The following is a 3,621-nucleotide window of genomic DNA, read 5'->3' on the forward strand; positions in this document are numbered from 1 at the left end:
GAGCCGGCGCCGGCTTTGGCCTTGGCGTTCTTTAACTCCAGCTTGAGCTCCTGCCATGAATCGGTTCCGTTCAAATGCGGCGCACTGATCTTCAGGGATCCGCCGTTAAAATCGCTGTACGCCGCGCTTCCGTCATTCGTTCCTCCCGAAGAACTGGTATATTCGCCGTTGTATTGGATGCCTTCCGCGTCAGGGGCGGTATCGAAAGTGTAGGCACCGGCCAGCACCTCGCCGATCTTCACGAACACCGTGTTCGTCTGTTCATGCAGCACGGCCCCGCTGCTGCCATACACTTTGACGGTGATGTCCGCGGTTTTGCCGTTCTGCTCCGCCGCCGGCGTCCACTGCGCCTCGTAGTAGCCGCTGTCCGGGTTCAGGACCATCGGATACTCGGTATCCGAACCCTGCACGCTGTAAACGACACGGTCAGGCGTTTCGTTCAGGACGCGGACACGAATGGTCGTGGAAGCCTCCTTGATGGTGCTTTGGCCCGTCGGAGAGGCGATATGCATGAAGCCCTGTTCGGAGGCGGTATTGACCTTTTTATCATAGGCGCCAATCACCCCGTCGCTGAACAGCGTGTACGCATCCTGGTAGTACTTTTTAAAATCCGGCAGCATTTCATGCTCCTGATTTGGATCGCCGGTTGGGTAAGGGACGTAGATGGAGTCCGGCCCAAAGTTGGCCCAGGTCAGCATGAACGCCATCTTTTTCGCGTCCGGATCGGATTTGAGCGTGCTTGCCAGCTTCGTGTAGAAGTCGAGCGTCGTATTGCCAGTGACCTTCATTTTCTGGTAGCCGAATTCGGTGAAGGCAGCGACTTTTCCGCGGCTGTCCGCAATGTTGGACACGGTTTTGGCTTCCGTCTTCACGCCGTTAAACCAGGAGTCGCCCTCGCCGTTGTAGTAGCTGTCGAACCCGAGGATGTCGACGTAGTCGTCTCCCGGGTAGGTTTTTAAGTAGGTGTCCACGGAGTCGCCAAAACCGCCGCCCGGCGAGTAGGCGTACAGGAAGTTGTGGACGTCTTTCTTGTCGCGGAGATACTCGACCGTATAACGGTAGATCTCCTTGTATTCGTCGGTCGTTGTAAAAGCGGCCCCCCACCAGAACCAGCTTCCGCTCTGCTCATGGAACGGCCGGAAGATGACTGGAATCGGCCTGCCGTCATCGGTCTTGAGGTGCAGGGCGAAGCCGGCGATCTGATCGAGAAAAGCGTTATACGCTGCGTTCTTGTCCCCGCCAGGCAGGATGTGGGACACGACGTTGCCCTTGGTGTCGTAAAAATCCCCGCCGGTGACGAAGTTTGGCATATGGGAGCTGAACGTCAGCACGCCGCCGTCGGCGTAAGCCTTCTTCATGACGGCGACGAGGTTGTCGCGGCTCTGCTCGGCATGGCCGGTCACGCCGGGCTTTTCCTTACCTTCCAGGCTCAGCGTATCCCAGCCGAACAGCCCCGGATAGGCACCGACGCTGTTGAAAGTGTCGGACTGGGTTCCGTCCTTAGCCGTGATGGACATTCCTTCGGTCGTGGCATGCTGCTGGCCGAACAGGATGTTCTTGCCGCGGAGCTGGTTCAAATAGACAAACAGCGATTTGGTGCGGTCGGTTGCCGCTGCATCCGTCAGGTTGACGGTCGTGACGTTTTCCACCGGACCGCCGCCATTGCCACCGCCGCTGCCGTTTCCGTTCCCGCCGGAACTGGAACCGCCGCCTGTGCTGCCCGGAGAGCTGCCGCCTGCGCCCGTGCTTCCGGAAGGCGCAGGGCTTGCATTGGCTGCTCCACCTGAGATGCTGGTCGTTCCAGACGGAAGCGCCTTGCCGTTCAGCGTGATGCCGCTGCCTTGGATCACCGCCTGCTTGATGCTGCCCGTGCCTGTGATTGCGGTGCCTGCGGCCGACGGGTTCACGTTCAGGGAAGCGATGGAGGCACCGGCGCCGAGGCTCAAGGGAAGCGATGGAGGCACCGGCGCCGAGGCTCAGCTGCACCGGCTGATTGAACTCGGCACTGTCGATGATCGAGCTGTCACCCGCGTCCAGTTGGGACGGGCTGTTTGCCGTCAGTTGCTCGATATGGGTCGTACCGGACAGCTGTACATGCACCTGGCCGTCGCGGCGGTTGACGAGGACGCTGCCGAGGTCAGAGTCCTTCACGATGACCGTATGGGCGCCGCCGCCTTCGATGAAAGTGGTGCCCTGAACCGTGACATGATCAAGGGTAACCTCGCCGTCGCCGATCCCTGGCGCCAGATATAAATTGCCTTGGATGACGGCGTCCTTCAGGACGACACCCCCGTGATTCACCACGGCGCTGCCTTGAATCTTTCCGGCGGTGAAAGTACCCGCAGCCGGATAGTATGCGCTGACAAGCTTATCGATCAGGGTAACGATTTCCGCGCGGGTAATAGGTTCCTCGGGACGGAAGGTCCCGTTCGGGTAGCCTTGGAAGTAACCGGAAAGGGCCCGGACCGCTTCGCGGGCGTAAACCCCAATGTTCTCTTGGTCTGGGAAGAAGAGGGTGGGGGCTGTATCGTTTTCGCTTATTTCAAACGCCCGTGCCAGCAGCACCGCCGCATCCTGACGGGTTAGCGATTCGGCCGGCTTGGCCGCGTTGCCGGGATATCCGGTATAGTAGCCGGCTTCTCTGGCAATGGAGAAAGCGCTTTCAAACCAGGAGTCGGCAGGTACATCCGTATAATCTTCCTTAGATTGGGCCGTAAAGCCGAACAAATGATTCAAGAGAGAGACGAATTCTGCACGCGTGATTTCTGCATTGGGGCTGAAGGTGTGATCCGGATAGCCCTGGATCAGCCCGCTGCTCAGCCATTTTTGAACGCTGGCCTGTGCCCAGTGTCCCGTAAGGTCCTTGGCGGTCATGCCGCTGCGGTCCGCTTGGACAGCTGCTGATCCGTAGGCGGGAGACAATAGTGAAGCGATCAATACCGCCGATAGGGTAGTACCCAGCCATTTGGATGACTTTTTCATGAAAACTCCCCTTGATTGATAGAAGATAAAGGGCTAACAAAGCGGCCGTTACACTAACAAAAGGATAACTCAAGAAATGATGTAACCGCTTTATTTATTCCTTTTCGAGTCAATATACTATCATAGAGGCGTGTTGATGGCAATAATTAAGTTATATAATAATACTAATAAAATAATAACTAAATATAATTTGTTATTGTGGTCCATCCTTCTGAACGGCTTGGGCCATCAGATCAAGTTCACCTCTAGGCATTTGCCCGCATAGCTTTATAGCATGATTAGGTTAAGGAGGATACGCGTTGTACGCCTATTATGGATATCCGGTTGATGATCCTGTGTCAGTCTGCATCCGCATTATGGACGGCTGCTCCAAAGAAATCCAGTATATTTCGTTAACCTATAGATCTAAGGCGGTTCCAGATCGAAGCGATCCTTCTTTAAAAGCATGGGAGGACGCTTTTCGCCAATTAGAAACGGAGGCGAAGCGATTTCTGGTTTCCGGCCGTCATCTGGCGGTATTGCACCGGCTGCTTCAGCGTAGTCATGATTTGCATACCGGGTTTAATCGGTTTGTTCAGACACAACCCTTACTTGGGTCGATGGACGGATTTCCACGGCAGTCCGATCCGAAGCAAATGT

3 protein-coding genes are annotated in these 3,621 nt (G+C 56.2%); 1 reads left to right on the top strand and 2 read right to left on the bottom strand.

Features of this window, described 5'->3' with window-relative positions; all coding sequences use genetic code 11:
* Together CPT76_RS40100 and CPT76_RS19865 are read right to left on the bottom strand one after the other, a co-directional pair.
* Positions 1-1,577: glycosyl hydrolase (locus tag CPT76_RS40100; protein WP_374954695.1), on the bottom strand; the 1,577-nt coding region annotated here is incomplete at its 3' end.
* Positions 1,501-2,982 (bottom strand): S-layer homology domain-containing protein, encoded by a 1,482-nt coding sequence (locus tag CPT76_RS19865; protein ID WP_105444189.1) that lies wholly within the window; start codon positions 2,980-2,982, stop codon positions 1,501-1,503. The genes CPT76_RS19865 and CPT76_RS40100, both read right to left, overlap by 77 nt.
* Positions 2,983-3,281: 299 nt before the next feature.
* Between CPT76_RS19865 and CPT76_RS38430 the strand changes: the two genes are divergently transcribed.
* Positions 3,282-3,621 (top strand): hypothetical protein (locus CPT76_RS38430; RefSeq protein ID WP_219845449.1); only part of this gene is annotated, 340 nt, incomplete at its 3' end.

It is taken from the genome of Paenibacillus sp. AR247 (genome assembly GCF_002968895.1).
GTDB lineage: Bacteria > Bacillota > Bacilli > Paenibacillales > Paenibacillaceae > Paenibacillus_AQ > Paenibacillus_AQ favisporus.

What these genes read in the sequence shown, in the direction of transcription:
- CPT76_RS19865 (WP_105444189.1), bottom strand. Translation starts at nt 2,982, where the DNA reads ATGAAAAAGTCATCCAAATGGCTGGGTACTACCCTATCGGCGGTATTG.